The organism is Flavobacterium chungbukense, from assembly GCF_020805785.1.
Classification (GTDB): Bacteria; Bacteroidota; Bacteroidia; order Flavobacteriales; family Flavobacteriaceae; genus Flavobacterium; species Flavobacterium chungbukense.
This window is the reverse complement of sequence record NZ_JAJGZV010000002.1, coordinates 266,085-292,043: the sequence shown is the minus strand read 5'-3', so window position 1 is coordinate 292,043 and position 25,959 is coordinate 266,085. Positions and strand designations below refer to the sequence as shown.

Below are 25,959 nucleotides of genomic sequence, written 5' to 3'. Positions count from 1 at the left end.
AAATCTGCTTAATCCGCTTAAATCTGCGAAATCAGCTTGAAACAAAAAACGCCACAACTTAGAATCTTATAACATAAAAAAAATGCTGAATTTTTACCGATATAGTATAAAAATATACCAATTCCAAAATTGAAACAGCTTGTATCTTTGTTAGTATATTTTAAACCAAAATTTTAAAACATGAAAGCAATAGGATTTAAAACCTCATTACCCATAGAAAACCCAGAAAGTTTTATCGAATTTGAAGCCGTGAAACCAATACCTGGCCCAAATGATTTATTAGTAAAAATTGATGCGATTTCGGTAAATCCGGTCGATTTTAAAATTCGTCAAAATAGTGCAAAAGATACCGTTTTAGAAACGCCGAAAATCATTGGTTGGGATGCTGTAGGAATTGTACAAGCGGTCGGACAAGATGTAACTCTGTTTGAAGTCGGTGATCCTGTTTATTATGCAGGAGATATTACAAAATCAGGAAGTAATTCCGAATTTCAGATTATTGACGAAAGAATTGTGGGCAGAAAACCAAAATCTTTAAGCGTTGAAGAAGCTGCCGTTATTCCGTTAACAGCTTTAACAGCTTGGGAAATTTTATTTGACAGAATTAGAATTAGTGCAGAAAAAGACAAAGGAAAATCAATTTTAATTATTGGAGGAGCAGGCGGAGTAGGTTCGATTGCGATTCAATTGGCTAAGAAAATAGCGGGTTTAACTGTTATTGCAACAGCGTCGCGTTCTGAAACAATGGATTGGTGCAAAAAACAAGGAGCCGATTTTGTAGTAGACCACAAAGATTTGGTTTCTTCAGTTCGTGAAGCTGGTTTTGAGCATGTTGACTTTATTCTAGATTTTGTAGATACCAATGCCTATTGGGATACAATGGTCGAACTAATTAAGCCGCAAGGCCATATTGCCTCCATTACAGGAAGTGCAGAACCTGTTGCATTAACAAAACTAAAAAGTAAAAGTGTTTCTTTTTCTTGGGAATTGATGTACACACGTTCTATGTATCAGACAGAAGATATGGTCGAACAGCATAACATTCTAAATATTGTTGCTGATTTGTTAGATGACGGAATATTGAAAACGACATTAAACACGACTTTAGATGGAGTTACAGCCGAAAATCTTAAAAAAGCACATGAACTCTTAGAATCTGGAAGAACAATTGGAAAGATTGCTATAAAATATTAAGCGATAAAAATGCCAATCTAGATAGCTTAGAAAAGGTTATTTAGAACTACTTTAAATAATATTGTTTTAGGAAAGCAAATTTTTGTATTTTAGTTGCCTAACAAGCCAAATTGTATTTAAATTTTAACCTAAAACAATATCATTTATGATTTCAAAAAACACAGACCTTGGATTATTGCTTTTACGCATAAGCACTGGTGGATTAATGCTTTTTCATGGCGTTTCTAAACTGATTCACGGAATTTCATTCCTTGTAGATAATATGGGAGCATTTGGATATGCCGTTTATATTGGTGAAGTTCTAGCGCCAATCGCTATCCTAATTGGATTTAGAGCTAGAATTGCCGCAGTTCTTCTTGCTGTAACTTGTGTTGTGGCAGTTGCTACAGCTCACGCACAAGAAATTTTCACAATCAGCGAGCACGGAGGTTATGCTTTAGAATTATTAGCACTTTACCTTTTCGGAGCGCTTGCTTTGTTCTTTACTGGAGCTGGTAAATATGCGGTTTCTAGTAAGAATCAGTGGGATTAATTTAAGTTGCTAAAGTTTCTAAGATACTAAGTTTCTAAGATTTTATTATAGGGTTTAAAGTTTTACTTTGAACCCTTTTTTTATGTAGAAATTTACTTTATCGGATAAAATTACATTTTCACCGAACAGATAATATATTCTACCGATCACAATTTTAATTTATACACTCTCGATATACTTTTGATTCAAATTAAACCTTTAAAAATCAAAATTATGTCATTATTTACGCCACTTCTTTGGATCTTTTTAATTGCTCCTTTCATCATTATTGCTCATTTTAAAACAGAAAAAACAAACTTTAAATATTTAGCTTTTTTTATTCTTTATTTTCTTGTCGATGTATTTTTGCAAGCTTCAGGAAAACAACTTATTAATTTGGATTTTTTAGATTTAAAATTCAATTGGTCTGGAAAAATTCTAAGTTTAATTCTTGGTTTGATTATTATCTTTTCAGTTTCAAAAGAAGAAAGAATCAAAATCGGATTTACTTCTAAAACTAATTCCAGAAAACAATTAAAATTTGGATTATTGGTTTTCTTCGGATTTACTTTGTTTGATATTATTTTTAAACTCATTTTATTTCCTAAAGGCGGAACATTCCATTTAGAAACCTTTCTTTTTCAGGCAACAATGCCGGGTTTAACAGAGGAAATTCTTTTTAGAGGAATCTGTCTATGGCTTTTAGATAAAGCTTTTGCTCCAAAATGGAACTATCGAGGCATACAATTTGGGTGGTCTTTTGTAATCGTAACCATTTTATTTGGAGTTTCTCACGGTGCAGTTCTAGATCAAGATTTTCATTTGAAGTTTGACGTTCTAACAATAGTTTATTTAACCTTAATATCGTCATTTAGTGTTGGTGTTTTAAGGCAGTTTTCTGGTAATCTTATTTATTCTGTTCTAGGCCATAACACCATTAATTTAATCAATGCGATTATTAGAATTTTATAAAACCTGCCAAATTAAAGTTATATTTGAAACTGTTTTACGTTTATATTACATGCCAAATACCACATCAACTTCAGGATATTTTTTAGACAAAATTGCTTCTTTAAATTTTGATCATTTTTTTAATAAAAGAAATCGAATCTTGCTGCACATTTTCATGTGGTTTGGGTTTTCTATATTATTGTTTTTGAGTTACGTAATAGGTTATCATTTAGTTTATATTGATGCAGTTTTGCTCACTATTAGAATGGCATTGGTTAATATTATTGTGTTTTATATGATTTTTTATCTTTTGCTTCCTAAGATTTTTTCGGGAAACAAAACTCGAATCATAATTCTTTTAGTATTTCTTTTTCCGCTTTCTATTTTTGTTTGGATGGCCGTTACGTATTTTATTTCGTTGTTTTATAATGCTTTGGGACTCGAAATTACTTTCGGAGAATTAAAGGGAGTAATCAAAATGAGTGCACAACAAAGCTTTCTAGAGGCAGTTTCACTAAAAAGAATGCTTTCTCAAACCATCATAATTATCTCGCTTCTTTCGCCTTTTTGTTTCGCTAAGATTTTGGTTGAAATTGCAAAACTTTATCACAATAAATTTCAGATTGAAAGAGAGAAAATGGCTTTAGAAATTCAAAATATTCAAATTGAAAAAGACTTTTTAAAAGCACAATTAAATCCACATTTTCTATTTAATACCTTAAATAATCTTTACGGATTAACGGTTAGGAAAGATAATTTAGCACCAGAACTAATTCTGAACCTTTCGGATATTATGAGTTATACGCTTTACGAATCGAATACTGATATTGTTCGTTTAGAAAAAGAATTAGATTTCATTACAAATTATATCGCTTTAGAAAAAATGCGTTATGCTGAAGAAACTGATATTCAGGTTCATATTGAAGGACAAACGGCTGGACTTTTTGTAGCTCCATTGTTGACTTTTACTTTCATTGAAAATGCTTTCAAGTATGGTTTAAAAAGCAAAAATGCCTTTATAAAACTGGATATTAAGATTGAAAACAATACTTTTTGGTTTAGTTTAGAAAATGATTCGGAAGAAGTGGCAGGTGATTCTCGTTTTGGTGGAATAGGAGTAGAAAATGCCCGTAAACGATTAGAATTGCTTTATCCAAATCAATACGAATTAGAAATTATACGACGAGAAAACTCGTTTAAAGTAGATTTAAAAATCGTTTTAAGAAAATAATGGAAAACTTGAAATGCATTATCGTTGATGACGAACCAATTGCAAGAGATATTATCGAATCTTTTATTGCCGAGGTTCCTTTTTTAGAATTAAAAGCGTCTTTTGGAGAAGCTGCAAAGGCTTTGATTTATCTGGAAGAAAATGAAATAGATGTTGTTTTCAGTGATATTGAAATGCCTAAATTCAACGGCTTAGAATTGGCACAATCTCTAACCAATGCTCCAGTAATTATATTTATTACTGCACACCGAAATTTTGCTTTAGAAGGATTTGAAACTGGCGCATCAGATTATCTTTTAAAACCTGTTCGTTTTGATCGTTTTCTGAAAGCTGTGAATCGAGCTAAAGAATATCTTTCGTTAAAGAAAACAACTTCAGTTCATCAAATTAATTCGGATCGCATTTTTATCAAATCAGATGGAAAATTGATTAAGATTTTATTGAATGAAATTATTTATGTAGAAGCGCAAGGAGATTATTTGAAATTTGTAATTAATGGTGCTTCGTATACCACTTTGGGAACTTTAAAAGCTATGGAAGAAGTACTTAAACTCCCTATGTTCTTTCGCGTTCAGCGATCTTTTATCATGAATTTAGAAGCCGTTAGAAGTTTGAACGGAAATAGGATTGAATTGATTGACGGCAAAACTATTTCTGCAGCTCTCAATAAAAAAGATGAATTGTATCAGTTGCTGGGAATTAAATAATTAGAAAATTAGATAATGTGTCAATTAGATAATTTGTCAACTGTTTACATTATCTAATTATCTAATTGGCACATTATCTAATTGACACATTATCTAATTGACACATTATCTAATTGACACATTAACACATTATCTGTTTGCCTGAATATATTCCGACGGTGACATATTGAAGTGTTTTTGAAAATTTCTACCAAAACTGGTTTGCGATTTGTAACCAACCATTTCTGCGATTTCGTACATTTTATAGTTTTCGTTTAATAACAATTCTGCAGCTCTTTTAAGGCGGACAATATTGATTAGTTCGTTCGGACTCAGATTGGTAATATCCTTAATTTTTCTGTATAAAGTCGAACGGCTCATATTCATGATTTCAGCTAAAGATTCAACGCTTAAATCTTGATCTGTAATGTTTTTAAGAATTTCATCGTCTAATTTTTTCAAGAATTTCTCGTCTGTTTTATTGTGCGCAATGCTTTTAATATGAGAAAGCGGAGAACTCGCATAATAATTCATGATTTGTCTTCTGTTTTCAATTAAGTTATTAGCCTGCACTTTTAAATAATCCATCGAAAAAGGTTTTGCGACATAGGCATCGGCACCAACTTCAAGTCCGTCAATTTGTGATTTTAAGGAGTTTTTAGCGGTCAATAAAATTACTGGAATATGACTAGTTTCAAGATTTGTTTTGATCTTTTTACACATCGTAATTCCGTCCATAATTGGCATGGTAACATCTGAAATTACCAGCTGAATGTTTTCATTATGAATAATTTTTAATGCTTCTTCACCATTTTCTGCTTTTAAAATGGCATACGTATTAGCCAATTCTGTTGTTATGAAACTCAAAAGATCTTCATTGTCTTCTACAACCAAAATTTGTGCTTTTTCGTTCTTAATTTCAATTGCTTCTTTTGGACTTTCGTTTTCTGTTTGTTCTTTTTCTGAATCAGCGTAAAACATAAATTCTTCTTCTTGATGCAGCGGAACAATCAATTCGAAAATATTGTATTGAGAATCTGCAACCAATTCTAAACTTCCATTGTGCAATTGCGCCAGCGAATGTGCCAGCGAAAGTCCAATTCCGGTTCCTGAAGCCGTGCTATTTTCATCAACTCTAAAAAAGGGTTCGAAAATTTTATTTTTTAAATGATTAGGAATAATTTTTCCGTCATTTTTTACAATTAGCGTTAGTTTCTTTTCATCTCTAAACAAAGAAATAGAGACTTTTTTGTTGGAATATTTAATAGCATTATTGATTAAATTGCTCAAAATCTTTTTAAATGCTTCCTTGTCAACAAAAGCGTGAATGTCTTTTTCTCCCAACTCTAATTCAAATTCCAATTGGCGTTCTTCAATTAACTGGCTGAATCTCAAATGGAAATTCCGAACCATTGAAGAAATATTCGCTTCGACGAAAGTCAATTTCAAACCGCCAATTTCAGATTTTCTAAAATCGAGTAATTCATTCACCAATTTCAATAAACGTGAGGTGTTTTTCTTCATTATAGAAAGATGTTGTGGCACTTCTTCCAATTCATGATTTAAACCTAAAAGTTTTTCTAGTGGACCTTTAATCAAAGTCAAAGGCGTTCTAATTTCGTGCGCTACATTTGTAAAAAAGTCAATTTTAGCCTGATAGATTTCTTTCTCTTTTTCGTCATTTAAATGCTTTATTTTACGGTTATTTTTAATCTGAGTAAGATTCTGCGAATAACGAATGATGTAATAAAAACCGGCACAGATTAACAAGAAATACAGCAGATACGCGTAAGTACTGGCGTAAAACGGAGGCAGAATTCTAATTTTGAGTTTTACTTCTTTACTCCAAACACCAAAACTATTCAGCGATTTTACTTTAAAAACATAATCTCCAGGCGCGAGTTCGGTAAAGAAAACTTTGTTGTTTCTTCCCAAATAAACCCAGTCATTATTAACGTTTTCTAACTGATACCAATATTCGGTCAATTCCGGTGCGGTGTAGTTTAAAGAGGCAAATTCGAGATTAAAAGACGACTGGTTATTGTTTAATTCTAATTCATCAAGAAACGAAATAGATTGGGCAATAGGCGAGTCGGGGCTGTTTACTTCGATGTCCTTATTATTAATCTGAAGATTAGTAATGTAAATAAAAGGCGTGTATTTGTTTTTGCTAAAATGTTTCGGATTAAAACTGATCATTCCGTTCAAATTTCCAAAATACATATCTCCATTTGTATCTTCAAAAGCAGAATTGTAATTGAACTGATCGCTCAATAAACCATTTGCGGTGGTGAAAATCTTAATCGTTTTATGATCGGGACCAAATTTCACCAAACCTTTTGAGGTTGTAAGCCAAAGATTTTTAGTATCATCTTCTAAAATAGAATAGAAAACATTACTTGGCATTCCGTTTTTGGTGGTAAATTTTTTAAAAGCGTGTGTTTTTCGATCAACCAGATTTAAACCATTTTCTGTAGCTATCCACAAATTATTAGAACTATCTTCAAAAATCGTGTTAATGGTATTGTTGCTAATGCTTTTCGGATTTTTATAATCATAAATAAAAACCTCTTTTTTCTTTGTTTTCGGATTGTAAAATAAAAGCCCATCTCGATAACTTCCAGCCCAAAGATTACCGTCGCTATCTTCTTTAAAATTAGTGTAATGATAGGTTTCTGGAAAGAATTTCAGTATTTCAAAATTATCAGCTTGTTCATTGTATCGATACAATCCTCTTGTGGTAACGACAATCAAATCGTTATTTTTCATTTCATAAAAAGAAAAAATAAAATTACTCTGAAGTCCGCTTTTCTGATCATTTGCGCTGTAATGTTTCACAACTGCGCCAGAATTTCGGTCTAAAACATCTAAGCCATGTTCAAAAGTTCCAATCCAGATTTTGTCTTTTCTAGGCATTAAAGCATGAATATTATAGTAAGAAACCCCATTTTTTGTTCCGTTTGGGAGGTAAGAGGTAAATTTTTTCGTTTTTAAATTAAAACGATTGATACCTGCGTCTTCAGTTCCGATCCATAAATCGCCTTGAGAATCTTTATGAATTTCACGGACAGCGCTTCCGCTAATAGAATTTTGACCTTTCTGCGGAAAATACTTCTTAAACTGTGTGTATTGTTTTTGATGGTAATTAATTCCTCCAAAATAAGTTCCAATCCAAATTCCGTCTTCTTTATCAATCGTAATAGAGTAGGATGCGTTATCTGAAATCGCGTAGGGATCATTGTAATTCTTTGTAAGATTAACAGCGGTTTTAGTTTTTAGATTATAAACATAAACACCAGATTCGCTTGCAATCCAAAGTTCGTCATTTCCTCTTTTCTTAAACTGACGAACAAAAACAGGTTCTTTAACGTCAAATTTCAATTCGCTAGTCAATTTTGTTTTTCGATTATAAACCAGAATTCCGTGATCTTGCGTTCCGATTGCAATATTTTCATTATCGATAACAAAAATGATAGTAATTCTAAAATTAGCTTTATTAGCTGGTGGATTTAAAGGAAAATTCTCGAAAGAAAGGTTTTCTTCAGAATAATGATAGATTTTATTGTATGAAGAAGCCCAAATTTCTCCTTTGGGATCGCGCGCGATAGAAGTAGTAGGGAAATATTTGTTGGTGTTATAAGTAGTTGTTTCTTTCTTTTTTGGTGCATACTTATACAGAATGTTGCCAGAAAGAAACCAAATGTTGCCTTTTTGATCGTGATTGATATCATTGATACGATCATTGATGGCTTCGTTTAACACGGTAAAACGATCTTGCTTTTTATCATAATGATACAAACCTTTATCAGTTCCTACCCAAATAGTACCATTATATTCATGCATAGACTGTATGTAATTGCTTCCTAAACTATGAATCGGGTCGCCATTGCTTCGATACGTTTTAAAACGATAACCGTCAAAACGATTCAGACCATCTTTAGTTCCAAACCACATAAAGCCATCATTATCTTGTATTGAGGTTAAAACAGTATTGTTAGAAAGACCTTCTTCAACCTGAAAATGTTTAAAATAATACTCTTGAGCATTCGAAAAATTTATCGAAAAAATACTAAGAGATAAAAAAAGAAAGAATTTACGCATAGTTGTCTTTTTTATGATAAAATCGTGATTTCTTCAAATCGTGTCAATATTCTACAAAATGTTGCAAGGCTCGAATTTAGTGATCGTTTTTATGCAATTTGAATCATTTGAAAGAGATATTGACACAAATGAAGCATTTTATTTTGAATAAAAAGCGTCTACTTTGAATTTTCAAATAAATGATATTGATAAAATTTTAAGGTTAAAAATATACTATCAATAAAATTAAGTTTGAAAAACCAAACCATTAATAATTTTGAATCAAAATGAACAATTTATTACTAGAAGAGAATATTAATTCTTTTTTTGTTCGCATTCCGGACGATTAAAAAATGAATATTTCGTAAACCAACCACAAAAGAAATAAAACTATCTAAAATGCAAAATTCAATGAAAACAAAGCTCACTCACTTTTTAACGAAGAGATATTACCTCTTAGTTTTCTTTAGTTTATTACTGCAGCCAGCTTTTGCCCAGCAAATAACCATAACGGGGAAAGTTACAGCCGCATCAGGAGAATCGATTCCTTTTGCTAACGTTTTAATAAAAGGAACACAAAATGGTACCGCTACCGATTTTGACGGAAGTTTTAAAATCGCCGCAGCAGGAAATCAGACATTAGTTTTTAGTTCACAAGGCTACAAAACAACAGAAATTGCCATAAACAATCAAACTTCAATCAATGTTACTTTGCAGGAAGATGCAATGAAACTAGATGAGATAGTTGTTGTAGGTTATGGAACACAACAGAAAAAAGACCTTACAGGAGCTGTTTCTTTAGTAAAAGCAGACGAAATTCAAAAACGTCAGGTTACTACAGTTGCCGACGGATTACAAGGTTTAGTTACTGGAGTTAAAGTTCGCGGCGGCGGACGTCCAGGGCAAGAAGCAAATGTAGAAATTCGCGGTCTTAAAAATCTTCAAAATACCAATCCATTGTACGTAATTGATGGTTTAGTAACTTCTGCAAACAGAGATTTTAACCCTAATGATATCGAATCGATTCAGGTTTTAAAAGATGCTTCTGCAGCTGCCATCTACGGATCTAGAGCTGCAAACGGTGTAATCATCATTACTACTAAAAAAGGGAAAAAAGGACCGCTTCAGGTTGAAGTTTCCGCAAAAAGCAGTTTTACAGTTATGCCTCGTTATGATTTAATGGGAACTGAAGAGTTTGCCAAATTAAACAATATGGCATATGATAATGCTGGATTTACAAGACAAAATCTAAACATGGCTGTCGATACAGATTGGCAAGATGCTGTTTTTAGAACGGGTATGATTCAGGATTATAATGCAAGTTTTTCTGGAGGAAGTGAAAATTCAACATTCTTCATGTCTGGAAATTATTTTGGAAATGAAGGAACTGTTATCGGAACTGATTTTGATAGAATTTCATTCCGTGTAAACTCAAGCGGAACAAAAGGAATTTTCAGTATTGGAGAAAACTTAGCGATAAGTAATTCGAAAACAGACGAAATGGCTGGAAATCCAATTATTGATGTTTACAGAATGACGCCAACCATTCCGCTTTACGATCCTAACAATTTAGGAGGATATGGTTACGGAAAACAAGGTGTTGCGGATACTTTTGGTACAAATCCGTTAGCAATTTCTGATTTCGCAAATACTACAAATGAGAATTTTAGAATTAGAGGAAACATTTGGTCAGAATTAAAATTTACTCCATGGTTGAAATATCGTTTCAATTTTGGATATGAAACTAGTTTTGACTCTTATAAATTCCTAAGAAAAGTAGGAAGCTGGACTTTAAATCAGCCAGTAGATCCATCTTTTACAGATCAAAATAAAGGAAGATCTCAAACAACATTATTTGAAAATACATTGACTTTCAAAAAAGATTTTGGAAAACATGACATTACTGTTTTAGTAGGCCAGACTTTCCAAAAAGACAGATACGACCAAATTTATGGACAAAAGAGAAATCTTCCAATAAACTCTGGTACAGGTCAATATTATGACGTTTTAAATCAAGGGAATTCGCCAGTTGTAGGAGGTTTTATTAATGAAGCTGCACTAGCATCTTATTTAGGAAGAATCGAATACAATTATGATAATCGTTATTTATTAAACGCTGTTTTAAGACGTGACGGATCTTCAAGATTTAGTGATGCAAACAAATGGGGGAATTTTCCTTCTGTTTCTGCAGGATGGAGAATAAGCAACGAGCCTTTCTTTAAATCTGAATTTATTAAAGATTTGAAATTGAGAGCAAGTTACGGAGAATTAGGTTCTGGAAATATTGGAAACTACGAATACAAAAGTTTTGTAAACAATTTTGGACAGATTGTTTTAGGTAAAGACCAGACATTATATCCATCTGCAACTCAAGTTAAATTATCAAACGAACAGCTTCGTTGGGAAAAATTAAAACAAACCAATTTTGGAGTAGATTTCGGAGTTTTAAATAATGATTTACGTCTTACAGCAGATTATTTTATTGCTCGTACAGAAGATGTATTATTTGGTTTTCCAATCTTATTAACTACTGGAAATGATGGCGGAAATCCAATTTCGAACGCTGCAACTGTAGAGAACAAAGGTTTTGAAATAGAATTAGCTTACAGCAAAAAAATCAATGAATTCTCATTTAACGCTTCTGTCAACTTTACAAAGATTAATAACAAACTGGTTTCTTTAGGGAACGGCCAAAATGAAAACATTTCTGGAAATACAATTACAAGAGCTGGTTTGCCAGTAGGTATGTGGTATGTTTTGCAAACTGATGGATTGTTTCAAAACCAACAAGAAATTAACAACTACAAAAGTGCTGACGGAAAAGTGATTATGCCAGGTGCAGTGCCGGGAGATATTCGTTTTAAAGATACTAATGGTGACGGACAAATTTCAAGTACAGATAAAGCGATTGTTGGAAGTCCATGGCCAGAATTTGAAATGGGTCTAAACGCAGGAGCAGATTATAAAGGTTTTGATTTTTCTATGAACTGGATTGCTTCTCATGGTGCAACTGTTTACAATGGTTATAGAAGCGTTGTAGATCGTTTTGATGACAATAGTAACTATAGAGCTGGTATTCAGCCTTGGACGCCTGAAAATCCAAATACTGATTTTCCTAGAATTACAAAAGGTTCTACTTTAAATTCTAGAGGTGATAGTGACCGTTTCTTAGAAAATGGAGATTTTATCAGATTGAAATACATTGGTTTTGGCTACAGTTTGCCACAAAGTATCTTGAAAAATTCAGGAATTTCTAAAGCAAGATTAACATTATCGGCACAAAACATTATTACAATTACTAAATATAAAGGCTTAGATCCTGAATTTACAAACGGTAATATTTTTGAGAGAGGTGTTGATAATGGTGCTTTCCCGAATCTTAAAACATATTCTTTTGGTGTTGAATTTGGCTTTTAATTTTAAAAAAACAGCGTAATGAAAAAAATAATAATAATAACCGCAGCTTTTCTTGGTCTTGTTTTTACAGCTTGTGAAAATGAATTAGACTTGAATAGCCCAAATGATATAACGACAGATCAATATTGGAAAACAGAAACTGATGCACAGGCTGGAGTAAACTCGATTTATGCCATGTTTTACAAAGATGGTCTTTGGGCAAGATGGATATATTTCCGTTTAGATTTGACTTCTGATGAAGGTTATAGTGTAAGTCCGTGGACAGAATTGGCAGATTGGACAAGATTCAACTACATCAATTACAATTTCTGGGAAGGAAATGCCGTAACCTGGAGAGACACCTACAAAGCGATTTTTAGATGTAATCAGGTTTTAGCAAATGTTCCGAATATCACTTTCCAAAATGAAGATGATAAAAAGAAAATTATTGCTCAAGCCAAGTTTTTCAGAGCCTTGCACTACTATTATGCTGCTGTAATTTGGGAAGACATTCCGTTGGTTTTAGATCCATCAACACCATCAGATTTACCACAGCAAAAAAAGGTAGCTGAAATCTGGGCTCAAGTTGAAAAAGATTTGAATGAAGCTTTCGCAGATTTGCCAGCTAGCTGGTCACAAGATCAACTTGGAAGACCAGATAAAGGTGCAGCACAAGCTTTTCTTGCGAAAACATATATGCAACAACGCAAATGGGCTGAAGCAAAAACGGCTTTAGAATATTTGATTACTGGAGCTGGAGCTAAGTATAGCCTTGTGTCTAATTACAGAGATAATTTTACAGATGTAAATGAAAATAACACTGAATCTGTTTTTGAAATTCAATTTGGCGACCAAAGAAAAGGAGGAACTGGAGAAGATCAAAATGCAGCTGTTTCTAGTAATCGTAGTCAATTTTTTGCACCAAGAGGAATTGGATGGTCTGACGGACAAGCACGTATTTGGTTAGTAAATGCTTTCAAACAAGAAAAAAACAAAGACGGTAATCTTGATGTTCGTTTAAGATGGACGCTATACTATCCTCAACTATTAGCCGATTTTGGCGATAAAACTTATAATAGAAATTGGGAATGGAATAATGATGAAGCATGGTTCAGAAAAGGAAGCCGTGATTATTATAGAGATAACGAAGATTATTACAATCAAGTAAACTACAGATTGGTACGTTACGGTGATATTCTATTGCGTTATGCTGAAGTTTTAAACGAATTAGGAAATACTTCTCAAGCTTATCAATATGTAGATATGGTAAGAGCTCGTGTTAATATGAACACGTTGGCGGTTGCACATCCAGAAATTGGAAACAATCATGATCTATTCTTAGAGCGTTTAAAAACGGAAAGAGTTTTAGAATTAGCGGGAGAAAGTGTTCGCTGGGAAGATTTAAAACGTTGGGGAGATTTAGATTCTCAGGCTTCTGTTGATAAGATCGCGCTTCGTGATCCAGACTTTAAAAACTTTAAAGTGGGTAAAAATCATAGAATGCCAATTCCTCAAGTAGATGTAGATAATAATCCAAATCTAGAGCAAAACTCTGGATACTAAAACTGAATTTTTGAGGGAATCAGATCTACTAGTCTGATTCCCTTATCATAAAGAACGATTGTTCATAATAACAAAATTGAAATGAAGAAAGTAAAATTGTGTCTGACATTTATGTTGGCAGGACTAGTATTGCTTAGCTGCAACAACAAAAAAAGTAATCCTGAAGAAAAGAAAGCTGAAACAGCATCAGTTGAAAAAAGAGAAATCTGGACCAAAGAGCAAGCTAATAATTGGTATGCAGAACAGCCATGGTTAGTTGGAGCAAATTATTCTCCTAGCACAGCTATAAATCAGTTAGAGATGTGGCAGGAAGATACTTTTGATCCCAAAAGAATTGATCAGGAATTAGGCTGGGCAGAAGGTCTTGGAATGAATGTAATGCGTGTATATCTGCACGACTTATTGCATCAGCAAGATCCAGAAGGACTTTACAAACGCATGGATACTTTCTTAGGAATTGCAGATAAACATCATATTAAAACGCTTTTTGTTTTGTTTGATTCTTGCTGGGATCCGTTTCCGGCTTTAGGAAAACAACGTGCGCCAAAACCGCACACACACAATTCTGGATGGGTTCAAAGTCCAGGTCAAAAAGTGCTTGAGGATAAAAAACAATATCCTCGTTTAGAGAAATATGTAAAAGAAACGGTAGCAAAATTTAAAGATGATAACCGTATTTTAGGTTGGGATGTTTGGAATGAACCAGATAACATGACTGGACCATCGTATGAAAAAGTAGAAATTAAAAATAAAGTCGATTTGATTTTACCGCTTTTAAAAGACGTTTTTGTATGGGCAAGAGAAAGCAATCCTTCACAACCTTTAACTTCTGGAGTTTGGGTTGGAGATTGGAGCGACGAAGCTAAAATGAAGCCAATGCATAAAATGCAAATCGAACAATCTGATATTGTTACTTTCCACAATTATGATAAACCTCAGGATTTTGAGAGAGTGGTAAAACAATTACAGCGTTACGGAAAACCATTAATCTGTACAGAATATATGGCAAGACCAAACGGAAGCACTTTTGAAGGCTTTTTACCTCTTGCAAGAAAATACAATGTTGGTATGATCAACTGGGGATTTGTTGATGGAAAAACACAAACAAAATATGCTTGGGATAGTTGGACTAAAACCTATACTGCAGAACCAAAATTATGGTTTCACGATGTATTGCATACCGACGGAACTCCATACATAAAAGCCGAAACAGATTTAATCAAAAAGATGACTTCGGAGGCGAATAAGGTTAATTAGATAATTAGTCAATTTGATAATTAGATAATTTTTTGCCACAGATTAAAGGATTAAAAAGATTAATCATTTAAATCTGTGAAATCTGTGGCAAAAAAAATAAACACATTGAAGCATAGATTTATTGTTTTGTATATAAGATCTAGAAAAAGCTAGCTTTCACACATAGCTATGTTTGTTTTAAATAGTGAAACGCCTTTTATAGATTAAGAAAAACTATGATTCTATGTGTTTAAAAATCATTTAAATCTGTGAATCCCGATAGCTATCGGTAGTATCAAAAAAAAAATAATTAGTGGAAATTAGTGCAATTCGTGGCAAAAAAAAACTAAAAACTAATAGCAATGAAAATACACAAAATAAAACAACTCCTTTTCTTGACCACAATTCTGATTGGATTTTCCGCGAAAGCGCAACAGCCAGATCCGCCAGGACAAGTTCAGGGAAATGAAAAACCGAAAAACGAAGCCTATCTTTTTGCGCACATGACGCATAACGATTATGGAAGATTATACTATTCTGTAAGTTTAGATGGACTTCATTGGGAAAATCTGAACAATGGAAAACGCGTTTTTGAAGAATATAAAGGACATCCAGATATCTGTAAAGGGCCAGACGGTAAATATTACATCGCAGGAAATACGGGCGATGATGCAAAAGCAATCAATATTTGGGTTTCGGATGATTTGATTACTTGGAAAAAACATTCAGATTATACGCCAGATTTAAAAAGCACACCCGATTATTCAAATGCTTTACAGCGAATTGGTGCTCCAAAATTATATTATGATAATGATTCTCAAAAGTTCATTATGACTTGGCATACGCCACATTTAGAAGGAATAAAAGGAGATGGAGAACGTTATTGGAGAAGTCAGAGAACGCTTTATGTTTTGTCTAAAGATTTAAAAAATTTCGAAGGACCGCCAAATCGTTTATTCGATTGGGATATGGGAACAATTGATGTTTTCATTCGTAAAATAGGCGATTCATATTACGCTGTTATTAAAGATGAAACCTATCCAACGTTGTATTGGACAACTGGGAAAACTATTCGAATTGCGAAATCAAAATCATTATTAGGACCTTATTCTTTGCCCCAGCAATCTATCAGTCCAAACTTTAGAGAAGCGCCAATGCTGATTCCTTCTCCAGATGATAAAATATGGTATATGTATTACGAACAATATCCAGGTGTTTCCTACGGATTATCAATTGCAGATAACCTTAACGGACCTTGGTTTCAAGCTTCAGGCTACACTTTTTTCTCCGATTGGGACAAATACAGTTTTCCAGAAAAAGTGCGTCACGGCTGCATGATTACAATCTCTAAAAAAGAATACGACAGTTTAGTGAAGAAATTCGGAAAGAAGAATTAAGACAGGAGTATTAAGTATTAAGTATTAAGACTGATATTAAGAGCAAGTGAGGACTACTCAATAAAAAATCTTAATACTTAATACAAAAATCTTAATACTTCTTAAAAATATGGTTAGTTAAGTTAGTTTAGTTTAAGTAGTTACCAGGCTTATGTGGATATGAGCCTGGTAATTCAATTTTGATTTTGAAGAAACATCATGGCATTGATTTTAAAGAATAAATGCCTAATAAATATAAAGTATGAAAAGAAAAAGTATCCTTTTTTTAGCCTTTTTTTCAGTATTGGCAGCCAATGCACAATGGAAACCGCAAGGAGATAAGATTAAAACAAAATGGGCAGAACAAGTCGATTCTAAGAAACCGCTTCCAGAATATCCTCGTCCAATTATGGAACGCGGACAATGGAAAAATCTAAATGGTTTATGGAATTATAAAATTCAGGAATTTGGAAAAGCAGCGCCTTCAAAATATGACGGTCAGATTTTAGTCCCGTTTGCGGCAGAATCAAGTTTGTCTGGTGTAATGAAAGAAGTTGGATCAAAAAATGAACTTTGGTACGAAACCAATTTTTCTATTGAATCAGGTTGGAACGGAAAAAATATTCTGCTTCATTTTGGCGCAGTTGATTGGAAAACAGAAGTTTTTATTAATGATGTAAAAGTAGGTTCGCACACTGGAGGATATACACCTTTTTCATTTGATATTACGCCTTTCATTAGAAAAAGAAGTAATCAAAAACTAGTGGTAAAAGTTTGGGATCCATCAAATGATGGTCCTCAACCGAGAGGAAAACAAGTTAAAAATCCTGAAGGAATCTGGTACACGCCTGTAACAGGGATTTGGCAAACGGTTTGGATTGAACCAGTTAATGCTAAAAATATTGAAACCTTAAGAACTACTCCAAATATTGATCAAAATACCATTAGCATTAAAGCTGATGTAAAAGGAGCAGAAGCTGGTGATTTAGTGGAAATTTCGGTTTTAGACAACGGAAAAGAAATTGCTAAAGAGAAAGCTGTTGTTGGCGAAAGCAATGATATTGTCTTAAACGCTCCAAAATTATGGTCGCCTGAAAGTCCGTTTTTATATCAGACTAAAATTCGCTTAATCAGCAAAAATAAAATTGTTGACGAAGTGAAAAGCTATTTTGCAATGCGTAAAATTTCATCAAAAAGAGATGAAAATGGCGTGATGAGAATGCAATTAAATAACAAAGATTACTTTCAGTTTGGACCTCTTGATCAAGGATGGTGGCCAGAAGGTTTGTACACGGCCCCGACAGACGAAGCTTTAAAATATGATATTATTAAAACAAAAGAATTAGGTTTTAATATGATTCGTAAACATGTAAAAGTTGAGCCAGAACGTTGGTATACACATTGTGATGAACTGGGAATTTTGGTTTGGCAAGATATGCCAAGTGGCGACGATCAGCCGATTTGGCAAGATAAAAAGTATTTTGAAGGAACAGAATTGCAGCGTACGCCAAAATCTCAAGAAATTTATAAAAAAGAATGGAGAGAAATTATGGATCATTTGTATTCTTATCCAAGTATCGTAGTTTGGGTTCCTTTTAATGAAGCTTGGGGACAATTTAAAACGGTTGAAATTACACAATGGACTAAAAATCATGATCCGAGTCGTTTGATTAATTCTTCAAGTGGAGGAAATCACTTTCAAACCGGCGATATTTTAGATTTGCACAAATATCCAGCGCCAGAATTGTATTTGTATGATGCCAGAAGAGTTACCGTTTTAGGTGAATATGGCGGAATCGGTCTTCCTTTGGAAGGTCATTTATGGAGAGCAAATGACAACTGGGGTTACGTGAAATTTAAAAACGAAGCAGAAGTTACCGCTGAATATGTAAAATATGCTCAAATCCTTAAAAACTTAGTAAAAACGGGATTCTCAGCAGCGGTCTATACGCAAACAACAGATGTGGAAGGCGAAGTAAACGGTTTTATGACGTATGACAGAAAAGTAGATAAAATGGATTTCAAAGCGGTGAATAAAATCAATACAGAAGTCATTCAGGCTTTGAATAAATAATTTTAAACACATAGAAACATAGTTTTTTGTGTTGACAAAAGAGATTAAAAGAAACTAGTTTCCACACATAGCTTTGTGTTTTTCTTTGCGTTGCAACTTTGTCAAAGTTTCAAACTTTGACAAAGTTCAAGACAGCAGCTATGTTTGTTTAAATAAGTAAAACGCCTTTTACAGAAAAAGCAAAACTATGTCACTATGTGTTTAAAAACCACGCCCAACAATAAAAAAATAAAAATGAAAAAATACATCATCCTTTTGCTGCTCACAACAATAGGTTTTGCACAGCAAAAAACCTTCACAAATCCAATTCTGCCATCGGGTGCAGATCCGTACAGCACGTATTACAAAGGATATTATTATTACACAAATACACTCGGAAATAAACTGGTTTTATGGAAAACAAAAGACTTATCGGATATTAAAAATGCCGAAAGCAAAGTCATTTGGAATCCACCTAAAAACACCAATTATTCAGCAGAGATTTGGGCGCCTGAATTTCATATCATAAACGGAAAATGGTATTGTTATTTCGCCGCCGATAATGGCGACAACAACAATCACAGAATGTATGTTTTAGAAAATAAATCATCAGATCCTTTTAAAGGTAATTTTGAATTTAAAGGAAAAATTGCTGCCAAAACAGACAAATGGGCAATTGATGGAAATGTATTTGAGTACAAAAAACAGCTTTATATGATTTGGGCTGGATGGGAAGGCAATACCAACGGACAGCAGAATATTTACATAGCTAAAATGAAAAATCCATTAGCAATTGATGGAGATCGTGTTTTGCTTTCGTCACCAACAAACGACTGGGAAACGCACGGAGCATTGCATGATGACGTAAATCCGCCGCAAGTAAATGTAAACGAAGGGCCTCAATTCTTAGAGAGAAATGGTAAAATTTTCATTGTGTTTTCGGCAAGCGGATGCTGGACCGATTTCTATTCTTTAGGGTTATTGACTTTTAACGGAGAAGATAATTTACTAGATTCAAATGCTTGGAAAAAATCATCTGAACCAATTTTCAAACAATCTGATAAAAACAAAGTTTATGCTCCGGGACATAATTCATTTTTTAAATCTCCAGACGGAAAAGAAGATTGGATTTTATATCATGCCAATTCTAATCCTGGAGAAGGCTGCGGGAACAAAAGGTCGCCGAGAATGCAGAAAATTAATTGGGATGCAAATGGATTTCCAGTTTTAGGAGAGCCAGTAAGCGAAGGCACGCCACTAGCAATTCCATCAAAATAATATAAACATTTTAAAATTTATTAAATGAAAAATATTCAGATCGCTGCCGTTGTGATGCTAGCACTTTTTCAGTTTAGCTGCAAAGACGGTAAAAAGGAAGAAACTGATTCAAAAGTAAATACGGAAATCAAAGCAGATTCTATCCAAACAGTTTTAGAAACTAAAAATTTTGACACTATCATCGATGGTAAAAAGGTCGATTTATATTGGATTGAAAACAACGGAATAAAAGCGGCTTTCACCAATTATGGAGGCCGATTGGTTGGACTGTGGGTTGCCGATAAAAACGGAAAGCAAACCGATGTTGTGGTTGGAATGAACAGCGCAAAAGGTTTTAAAACAGCAACAGAACCTTATTTTGGAGCTACCATTGGAAGAGTTGGAAACAGAATTGGTAAAGGGAAATTTACTTTAGAAGGAAAGCAGTATCAAGTTCCATTGAATAATGGCAAAAATGCTTTACACGGTGGAGTAAAAGGTTTTCAAGATGTTGTTTGGAATGCCGAAAAAAGAGATGGAAAAACATTGGTTTTAAATTATGTTTCGCCAGATGGTGAACAAGGTTTTCCTGGAAAATTAGCTGTAAAAGTGACTTATACGCTTACAGATGATAATGCTGTAAAAATGGAATATGAAGCCACAACAGATAAAACGACGTTGGTAAACTTAACCAATCACGCCTTTTTTAATTTGAATGGAGAAGGAAGCGGCAGTATTTTAAACCATGAATTACAAATTTATGCCAATGAATTTACTCCAGTTGATGAAGGTTTAATTCCAACTGGAGAATTAAAAGGAGTTAAAAATACGCCGTTCGATTTTACTTCAAAACATACCATTGGAGAAAGAATTGAAACAAAAGACGAACAATTGAAATTTGGTAAAGGTTATGATCATAATTATGTCTTAAGTGGTGCAAAAAAAGACGGCTTTTTACATGCGGCAACGATAAAAGGAGAACTATCAGGTATTACTTTAGATGTTTACACCGAAGAGCCTGGATTACAATTTTATAGCGGAAATTTTATGCAAAGTAAAAACACCTTTAAATCAGGTGCAAAAGACGATTTTAGAACGGCATTCGCTTTAGAAACACAGCATTTTCCAGATGCTCCAAATCAGCCAAAATTTGCTCCGATAACTTTGAAGAAGGGAGAGAAGTATCATACGGTTTCTTTGTACAAATTTTCAGTTCAGAAGTAATTCATTTTTAAAGTATTTCAGTCTAGAATTTTAAACAAAAAAGGAAAATTATAATTCAATTTTAGAAGAAGAAAAGCACTGATTTAATACCTTTTTTTGGTGTTTTTCTTCTATAAGTTTTATCTATACTAACTTTCTAAGTTTTTGATTTTTAGTTTTAAATGATTCATTAGTTAAATTAAAAGATTAATATTAAAATGAAAAACTATTTCAGTCTTTTTTCGCTCATTTTTCTTCTTAATTTTTGTGATTCAAAAGCTCAAAATGTAAAAGAAACAACTTTTCAGAATCCAGTTTACAAAAGTGATTTTGCAGACCCAACTGTCATTAAAGCGGCCGATGGATATTTTTATGCTTACGGAACAAATACAGAAGTTTCTGGAAAGACAATTCACATTCAAATAATAAAATCTAAGAACCTTATTGATTGGATTTTTGTTGGAGATGCGCTGCCGACAAAACCAAAATGGGCAGATAAAGATTTTTGGGCGCCGCATGTTTTATATGATTCAAAATTGAAAATGTATTTTTTATATTATTCAGGAGAATCAGATTCAAAAGAAGGAAAATGTTTGGGTGTAGCGGTTTCTAAATCGCCATCTGGACCTTTTGTAGATAAAGGCGAACCTTTGCTTTGCGGAAGCGGTTTTATCAATATTGATCCAATGGCATTTGATGATCCGAAAACTGGAAAGAAATTCTTGTATTGGGGTTCTGGTTTCGAAGCTTTAAAAGTGCAGGAACTTTCAGATGATCGTTTGAGTTTTAAAACAGGAACTTCAGCTAAAAACTTAATTTATCCGATTAGGAATAATGATTCTTCTAATTATCAAAATTTAGTTGAAGGAAGTTGGGTAACTTATCACGATGGATTTTATTATCTGTATTATTCTGGAGATAATTGCTGCGGAGACAAAGCCCATTACGCAGTGATGATTGCGAGATCGAAATCTGCAGAAGGCCCTTTCGAGACTTTAGCGGAAGCAGAAAAAAAAGAAAATAGTGTCATTTTAAGTAAAAACAAAAAGTGGATTGCACCGGGACATAATTCGGTTGTAACCGATGATAAAGGTCAGGAGTGGATTGTTTATCACGCCATTGATTCTAATAACCCAAAAAGTGGAAGAATTGTTCTGATAGATAAAATAACATACAAAAACGGTTGGCCAGTCCTAAATTCTGGTTCGCCTTCCATTATAAAAATTTTAAAACCCATTGTAAAATGAAAAAAATAGTAAGTATGGCGGCTTTGTTGTGCGTTTTTGCAGCGTGCTCGCAAGAAAAAAATACAGATAAACCAAAAGAAACAAAATCGAAAGCTATTCTACTAGCAGATCCAACCATTTTTTATAACAATGGATTGTATTATTTGTACGGAACAACAAGCGAAGATACTCCAATTGGTGAAGGTTTTCAAGTATATACTTCTTCTGATTTAAAAGCATGGAAAGATCCTTCTGGTGCTCAAAATGGCTTAGCTCTAAAAAAGGGAGATGCTTTTGGAGATAAAGGTTTTTGGGCGCCTCAGGTTCTTTCTTATAACAATAAATTTTATATGATTTATACGGCAAATGAAAACATTGCAGTGGCTGTTAGTGATAGTCCAATTGGACCATTTAAAAGCGAATCTAAAGAGCCAATCATTAAAACAGGAAATCAGATTGATCCGTTTATTTTTATTGATGAAGATGGAAAAAAATACCTGTATCATGTTCGTTTAACCAATGGAAACCGAATTTTTGTGGCAGAAATCAATGATGATCTAAAAAGTATTAAACCAGAAACTTTAACGGAATGCATCTCTGGAACTTTAACTTGGGAAAACACACAAAATGTGAGTTGGCCCGTTACAGAAGGTCCTACAGTATTAAAACATAACGGTTTGTATTATATGATTTATTCTGCAAACGATTTTAGAAATCCAGATTATGCTGTAGGCTATGCAACGGCTAAAAGTCCGCTTGGTCCTTGGGAAAAGGCAACCGAAAGTCCGATAATTAGCCGAAAAGAGGTTGGTTTAAATGGAGTAGGACATGGTGATGTTTTTTATGATAAAAATGGAAAAATGAAATATGTTTTGCATGCGCATTACAGCAACAACGGGGTTTCTCCAAGAAAAGCGGCCACTATTGATATTGATTTTGAAGGAAATAAAATCAAAGCAAATGCGAAAAGTTTTACCTTGTTGCAGGAGTAAAATTGATTTTAGAGTTAATAACGGGAAAAGAGATGTTTGGACATCTCTTTTTTTTTGTCGTTTAAGAAAGGGCTATTTAACAGACACATAATTTAAAACTTTGTGTATGTAAAATCAGATTCGTAAATTGTTGCAAATTAAATGCAATGAATCAAAAAATAGAAGATTTAATTCCACACAGAGCCCCATTCTTATTTGTTGATGAAATTATATCTTATACTACAGAAACAATTATAGGATTGAAAACTTTTACGCAAGAAGATGCTTGGCTTCAGGGAAGTTTTCCAGATTTTAATTTTGTGCCTGGAACCATTTTAGTAGAAGCAATGGCGCAATGCGGAGGCGCAGGCGTAAAATTATTAGGACTTGCCGATGGCGTTTTTGGTTTGGTAAGTTTAGATAATATTGAATTTTTTACGGGTGTTGAATTTGGAAAACTAATTAAATTTGTAGTGAAAAACATCCGCGTAAGCGAAAAATTGATCAAACAATCTGGTGAAGCTTTTTCTGATGATAAATTGATTGTAAAAGGCGAATGGTTGTGTGTTAAACTTCAATAATGCTAAAAACATAATAACTTGAGTACAACAGAATTCTTAACGCGTCTCGTAGTAGCAGCAATTGCCGGACTAATTATTGGTTTTGAAAGACAATGGCATCATAAAGAAACGGGACTAAAAACCAATACGCTTGTTGCAATTGGTGCAGCGGCTTTTGTTTTATTGTCCATAAAAGTTGGAGAAACCGAAGCCAATATTGATGTTACGCGTATCACCGCTCAAGTCGTTATGGGAGTTGGATTTTTAGGTGCGGGCGTTATTTTTAGAGAAGGTGACAATGTACACGGCTTAAATTCTGCGGCTACCATTTGGTGCAGCGCAGCGATTGGAAGTATCGCTGCTTCAGGTTATTTTATTGAAGCCCTGATTTGCACATTTTTAGTTATTGGAATAAACACAGCTATTGAACCTATTGATAATTGGCTTAAGAATAGAAAAGGATAATTATTGTGTTCGATTAAAGATAGCGAGCAATCTTTCTAAAGCGTCTGTTGAATGCAATTGCTCTCCATTTGTTAAAGTGTCTTTTGTAGCTTCTGCAGCTTGTTCTAACATTCTATTTTCAAATTCAGCAATAGCAGTATTGATGTCTTCAAATTGATTTCCAGTTAAATATTTCGAAAGTTCCAAAGCATCCCACATGGCAAGATTAGCGCCTTTTCCCGCAAATGGAGGCATTCTGTGTGCGGCGTCGCCAATCATCGTGAGATTGTCTTGTGTTTTCCAAGTTTGATTGAAAGGAAAATAATATTGCGGACGCGGAATAAAATACAATTCTTTGCTTAATAAAAGTTCATCCCATTTTGGGCTCCATTCTTGGTAGACTTCTTTAAACCATTCAAAAACTTCTTCATTGTTTTTGAAATCTAAATTGCTTTCGGTAATCCAGTTTTCAGGAATTTTACTGCTTAAAAGAAACATCAGCGAACCATCACCTTTTGTACCGTACATAATAGTTTGTTCGTTTCCAAAGGCTAATACTTTTCCACCTTTTGAAAATTCGAAAAGATGTGGCGCATTTTCTTTTGCATTGTAAATGGTTCCTTCCAACATTGTAATTCCAGAATAAATCGGTTTTGGAGCATTTAAATAAGAACGAACTTTAGAATTGGCACCATCAGCCGCAATTACTAAATCGGCATAAATGCTGGTTTCATTTTTAAAATGCAATCTCCAGCCGTTATTTTCTTTTTCCATAGAAATAAATTGGCTGTTCCAAACAATGGATTCAGGTAAAAGAGATTGAATTAGAATATTCCGAAGTTCTGATCGATCGATTTCTGGACGCGGTTTCGAAATATCTTGAAGTGAATTTTTATTCGAATTTGAATTTGATTCCGAATAGTTTTTCTGAATCGAATGTTCATCAAATTTCAATTCAAAATCTTTGCTAACAATTCGTGCTTTACTCGCGTTTGTGCGAACATTGGTGTAAAATTCAGTTAATAAATCAGCTTGATTCATGGCTTTTAAACCCGAATCTTCGTGTAAATCTAAAGGAGAACCTTGAACTCTAACTTCTTCATTACAATCTCTTTCGTAAACTTTTACCTTTACGTTTTGCATCTGTAATAGGCGGGCCAAAATTAAACCGCCCATTCCGCCTCCAATTATGGCAACTTGTTTATTTTCTAAAAGCATAGTTTTGTTGTTTAAAATCTATGCGACAAAATTATTGTGAAGAAAGTGCCGATAATAGTATAAATCGGTCGTTTTTGTTTTGAAACAATTCTTTCGGAAGTGATCCTGAAATTTTCTTGATTTCTTTAATGAAATGGGTTTGGTCAGAAAAATTTTCTTCTGGAAATAATTTTCCTTTTGCAATATGTTCTAATGAGGCGCGAAAACGAAGAATAGAACAATATTCTTTTAAAGAAATTCCAAAATACTGCTGAAAATAACGGTTTATCTGTCGGCTGCTCCAATTTGATTGTTCTGAAAATGCTTTTACAGTCAACGCTCCGTTTGTTTTGTAGATCAGTTTAAAAAGTTTTTGTTTTCGGTTATCGATTTCTTTTGTCAATAGAGATTGAATTTTTAGCGAAGCTTTTTCGCAGAACAATTCAAAATTTTCTAAATCATTTTTATTGAAATTCCAAAAATCATTTTCAAGTATTTTTCCTGAATTTAAAAGCGTTGCAATACTTTCATGAAAAACATATTCAACAGCGGGAAGTTTAAAACTGATTACAAAAGTCCGACTGTTGGCAGGAATTATTCCTTTTTCGTATTGTTGGGTTCCTAAACCTAAAAGTCTAATTTCAAAAGGTTTTTCATTGGTTTGAATTAAAGACAAATCAATTCTTCCGTCGGGCAAACCAATTGTTTCCAAAGCACGATCGGATTTGTTTTTCATGCACCAAAAACGATCCACGAAGTCAGAAAGACTTTTATTTGGCTCAACGGATTTGTATTCTAAATTTTCGTACATGTTATTAAAAAGT

At 33.5% G+C, this 25,959-nt stretch carries 19 protein-coding genes; 16 read left to right on the top strand and 3 right to left on the bottom strand.

Annotation, left to right across the window (positions count from 1 at the left end):
* The first annotated feature begins 180 nt into the window (after positions 1 to 180).
* The 5 genes from LL966_RS06490 to LL966_RS06470 all read left to right on the top strand — a co-directional run bounded on the left by LL966_RS06490 (position 181) and on the right by LL966_RS06470 (position 4,594).
* On the top strand, positions 181 to 1,194 hold the full coding sequence (locus tag LL966_RS06490; protein WP_229351403.1) for a zinc-binding alcohol dehydrogenase family protein: 1,014 nt from the start codon (positions 181 to 183) through the stop codon (positions 1,192 to 1,194).
* Positions 1,195 to 1,339: 145 nt separating this feature from the next.
* Positions 1,340 to 1,726, top strand: a complete 387-nt coding sequence (locus tag LL966_RS06485) for a DoxX family protein (RefSeq protein ID WP_229351401.1) — start codon at positions 1,340 to 1,342, stop codon at positions 1,724 to 1,726.
* Between the two features lie 213 nt (positions 1,727 to 1,939).
* On the top strand, positions 1,940 to 2,677 hold the full coding sequence (locus tag LL966_RS06480; protein ID WP_229351398.1) for a CPBP family intramembrane glutamic endopeptidase: 738 nt from the start codon (positions 1,940 to 1,942) through the stop codon (positions 2,675 to 2,677).
* A gap of 184 nt (positions 2,678 to 2,861) precedes the next feature.
* Positions 2,862 to 3,887, top strand: coding sequence for a sensor histidine kinase (locus LL966_RS06475; RefSeq protein WP_229351396.1), 1,026 nt, complete (start codon positions 2,862 to 2,864; stop codon positions 3,885 to 3,887).
* Positions 3,887 to 4,594 (top strand): LytR/AlgR family response regulator transcription factor, encoded by a 708-nt coding sequence (locus LL966_RS06470; RefSeq protein WP_229351395.1) that lies wholly within the window; start codon positions 3,887 to 3,889, stop codon positions 4,592 to 4,594. Before LL966_RS06475 ends, LL966_RS06470 begins: the two co-directional genes overlap by 1 nt.
* Before the next feature lie 129 nt (positions 4,595 to 4,723).
* Here the strand turns inward: LL966_RS06470 and LL966_RS06465 are convergent, their stop codons facing one another.
* Entirely contained in the window at positions 4,724 to 8,674 is a 3,951-nt protein-coding gene (locus LL966_RS06465; RefSeq protein ID WP_229351393.1) for a hybrid sensor histidine kinase/response regulator transcription factor, read from the bottom strand.
* Between the two features lie 390 nt (positions 8,675 to 9,064).
* Here LL966_RS06465 and LL966_RS06460 point away from each other — a divergent pair, with 390 nt between their 5' ends.
* The 11 genes from LL966_RS06460 to LL966_RS06410 all read left to right on the top strand — a co-directional run bounded on the left by LL966_RS06460 (position 9,065) and on the right by LL966_RS06410 (position 23,959).
* Complete coding sequence (locus tag LL966_RS06460) at positions 9,065 to 12,070, top strand: SusC/RagA family TonB-linked outer membrane protein (RefSeq protein ID WP_229351392.1); 3,006 nt, start codon at positions 9,065 to 9,067, stop codon at positions 12,068 to 12,070.
* Positions 12,071 to 12,088: 18 nt separating this feature from the next.
* The gene (locus LL966_RS06455) at positions 12,089 to 13,612 is read left to right on the top strand and encodes a RagB/SusD family nutrient uptake outer membrane protein (protein ID WP_229351390.1); all 1,524 of its coding nucleotides are present in this window, start codon (positions 12,089 to 12,091) and stop codon (positions 13,610 to 13,612) included.
* A gap of 81 nt (positions 13,613 to 13,693) precedes the next feature.
* The gene (locus tag LL966_RS06450) at positions 13,694 to 14,869 is read left to right on the top strand and encodes a cellulase family glycosylhydrolase (protein ID WP_229351388.1); all 1,176 of its coding nucleotides are present in this window, start codon (positions 13,694 to 13,696) and stop codon (positions 14,867 to 14,869) included.
* Between the two features lie 341 nt (positions 14,870 to 15,210).
* A complete protein-coding gene (locus LL966_RS06445; RefSeq protein WP_229351386.1) occupies positions 15,211 to 16,245 on the top strand; it encodes a glycoside hydrolase family 43 protein in 1,035 nt (344 codons plus the stop codon).
* Positions 16,246 to 16,486: 241 nt separating this feature from the next.
* Positions 16,487 to 18,298 carry a glycoside hydrolase family 2 protein gene (locus LL966_RS06440; RefSeq protein ID WP_229351384.1) on the top strand — a complete coding sequence of 604 codons (1,812 nt, stop codon included), beginning with the start codon at positions 16,487 to 16,489 and terminating at the stop codon, positions 18,296 to 18,298.
* Between the two features lie 234 nt (positions 18,299 to 18,532).
* On the top strand, positions 18,533 to 19,555 hold the full coding sequence (locus tag LL966_RS06435; protein WP_229351382.1) for a glycoside hydrolase family 43 protein: 1,023 nt from the start codon (positions 18,533 to 18,535) through the stop codon (positions 19,553 to 19,555).
* 24 nt (positions 19,556 to 19,579) lie between these two features.
* Positions 19,580 to 20,758, top strand: a complete 1,179-nt coding sequence (locus tag LL966_RS06430; protein ID WP_229351373.1) for an aldose epimerase family protein — start codon at positions 19,580 to 19,582, stop codon at positions 20,756 to 20,758.
* A 197-nt stretch (positions 20,759 to 20,955) separates the two neighbouring features.
* Entirely contained in the window at positions 20,956 to 21,984 is a 1,029-nt protein-coding gene (locus LL966_RS06425) for a glycoside hydrolase family 43 protein (RefSeq protein ID WP_229351372.1), read from the top strand.
* Positions 21,981 to 22,955 carry a glycoside hydrolase family 43 protein gene (locus LL966_RS06420; RefSeq protein ID WP_229351370.1) on the top strand — a complete coding sequence of 325 codons (975 nt, stop codon included), beginning with the start codon at positions 21,981 to 21,983 and terminating at the stop codon, positions 22,953 to 22,955. Before LL966_RS06425 ends, LL966_RS06420 begins: the two co-directional genes overlap by 4 nt.
* Positions 22,956 to 23,101: 146 nt before the next feature.
* Complete coding sequence (locus tag LL966_RS06415) at positions 23,102 to 23,515, top strand: 3-hydroxyacyl-ACP dehydratase FabZ family protein (protein WP_229351368.1); 414 nt, start codon at positions 23,102 to 23,104, stop codon at positions 23,513 to 23,515.
* 18 nt (positions 23,516 to 23,533) lie between these two features.
* Positions 23,534 to 23,959 carry an MgtC/SapB family protein gene (locus LL966_RS06410; protein ID WP_229351367.1) on the top strand — a complete coding sequence of 142 codons (426 nt, stop codon included), beginning with the start codon at positions 23,534 to 23,536 and terminating at the stop codon, positions 23,957 to 23,959.
* Here the strand turns inward: LL966_RS06410 and LL966_RS06405 are convergent, their stop codons facing one another.
* Entirely contained in the window at positions 23,960 to 25,156 is a 1,197-nt protein-coding gene (locus LL966_RS06405; protein WP_229351365.1) for an FAD-dependent oxidoreductase, read from the bottom strand. It abuts the gene before it with no gap.
* Positions 25,157 to 25,187: 31 nt separating this feature from the next.
* Positions 25,188 to 25,946 carry a helix-turn-helix domain-containing protein gene (locus tag LL966_RS06400; protein WP_229351363.1) on the bottom strand — a complete coding sequence of 253 codons (759 nt, stop codon included), beginning with the start codon at positions 25,944 to 25,946 and terminating at the stop codon, positions 25,188 to 25,190.
* Positions 25,947 to 25,959 lie beyond the last annotated feature (13 nt).

Coding starts and splice junctions, on each gene's coding strand:
- LL966_RS06490 (WP_229351403.1), top strand. CDS start 181: ATGAAAGCAATAGGATTTAAAACCTCATTACCCATAGAAAACCCAGAA.
- LL966_RS06485 (WP_229351401.1), top strand. CDS start 1,340: ATGATTTCAAAAAACACAGACCTTGGATTATTGCTTTTACGCATAAGC.
- LL966_RS06480 (WP_229351398.1), top strand. CDS start 1,940: ATGTCATTATTTACGCCACTTCTTTGGATCTTTTTAATTGCTCCTTTC.
- LL966_RS06470 (WP_229351395.1), top strand. CDS start 3,887: ATGGAAAACTTGAAATGCATTATCGTTGATGACGAACCAATTGCAAGA.
- LL966_RS06465 (WP_229351393.1), bottom strand. CDS start 8,674: ATGCGTAAATTCTTTCTTTTTTTATCTCTTAGTATTTTTTCGATAAAT.
- LL966_RS06460 (WP_229351392.1), top strand. CDS start 9,065: ATGAAAACAAAGCTCACTCACTTTTTAACGAAGAGATATTACCTCTTA.
- LL966_RS06455 (WP_229351390.1), top strand. CDS start 12,089: ATGAAAAAAATAATAATAATAACCGCAGCTTTTCTTGGTCTTGTTTTT.
- LL966_RS06450 (WP_229351388.1), top strand. CDS start 13,694: ATGAAGAAAGTAAAATTGTGTCTGACATTTATGTTGGCAGGACTAGTA.
- LL966_RS06445 (WP_229351386.1), top strand. CDS start 15,211: ATGAAAATACACAAAATAAAACAACTCCTTTTCTTGACCACAATTCTG.
- LL966_RS06440 (WP_229351384.1), top strand. CDS start 16,487: ATGAAAAGAAAAAGTATCCTTTTTTTAGCCTTTTTTTCAGTATTGGCA.
- LL966_RS06435 (WP_229351382.1), top strand. CDS start 18,533: ATGAAAAAATACATCATCCTTTTGCTGCTCACAACAATAGGTTTTGCA.
- LL966_RS06430 (WP_229351373.1), top strand. CDS start 19,580: ATGAAAAATATTCAGATCGCTGCCGTTGTGATGCTAGCACTTTTTCAG.
- LL966_RS06425 (WP_229351372.1), top strand. CDS start 20,956: ATGAAAAACTATTTCAGTCTTTTTTCGCTCATTTTTCTTCTTAATTTT.
- LL966_RS06420 (WP_229351370.1), top strand. CDS start 21,981: ATGAAAAAAATAGTAAGTATGGCGGCTTTGTTGTGCGTTTTTGCAGCG.
- LL966_RS06415 (WP_229351368.1), top strand. CDS start 23,102: ATGAATCAAAAAATAGAAGATTTAATTCCACACAGAGCCCCATTCTTA.
- LL966_RS06405 (WP_229351365.1), bottom strand. CDS start 25,156: ATGCTTTTAGAAAATAAACAAGTTGCCATAATTGGAGGCGGAATGGGC.
- LL966_RS06400 (WP_229351363.1), bottom strand. CDS start 25,946: ATGTACGAAAATTTAGAATACAAATCCGTTGAGCCAAATAAAAGTCTT.